Genomic DNA, 401 nt, shown 5'->3' with positions numbered 1-401 from the left:
CCTGCGCACGCCGCTGGCGCGGCTGTCGTTTCGTCTGGATGGCCTGCAGCCACCGCTGCGCGACAAGGCGCTGGCCGATATCAACGAAATGAAGGCGATGATTTCCGCAGCGCTGGACTTCATCCAGAACGATCGTCATCGCGGCGAGCGCGCGCCGCTGGATCTGCGCTTGCTGGTGGAGAGCGTGGTGGACAACGCCACCGATATCGGCGCCGACGCCGAGCTGCTGCCCGGCCCGGATATCACCCTGGACGGCGACCCGCTGGCGTTGCGCCGCGCGGTCATGAATCTGCTCGAAAACGCGTTGAAGTACGGCAAGCGCGCCCGTCTGCAACTGCAGCGCGATGGCGAGGACGGCGTGTTGTGGATCGACGACGACGGCCCCGGCATCGACCCGACCC

1 protein-coding gene is annotated in these 401 nt (G+C 67.1%); it reads left to right on the top strand.

Annotation, left to right across the window (positions count from 1 at the left end):
• A partial coding sequence (locus tag EO139_RS07570; RefSeq protein ID WP_343136463.1) for an ATP-binding protein occupies positions 1–401 on the top strand: 401 nt, incomplete at both ends.

This window comes from Xanthomonas sp. BRIP62411, from assembly GCF_003993525.1.
Taxonomy (GTDB): Bacteria; Pseudomonadota; Gammaproteobacteria; order Xanthomonadales; family Xanthomonadaceae; genus Xanthomonas; species Xanthomonas euroxanthea.
This window is presented reverse-complemented; position numbering and strand designations above follow the sequence as displayed.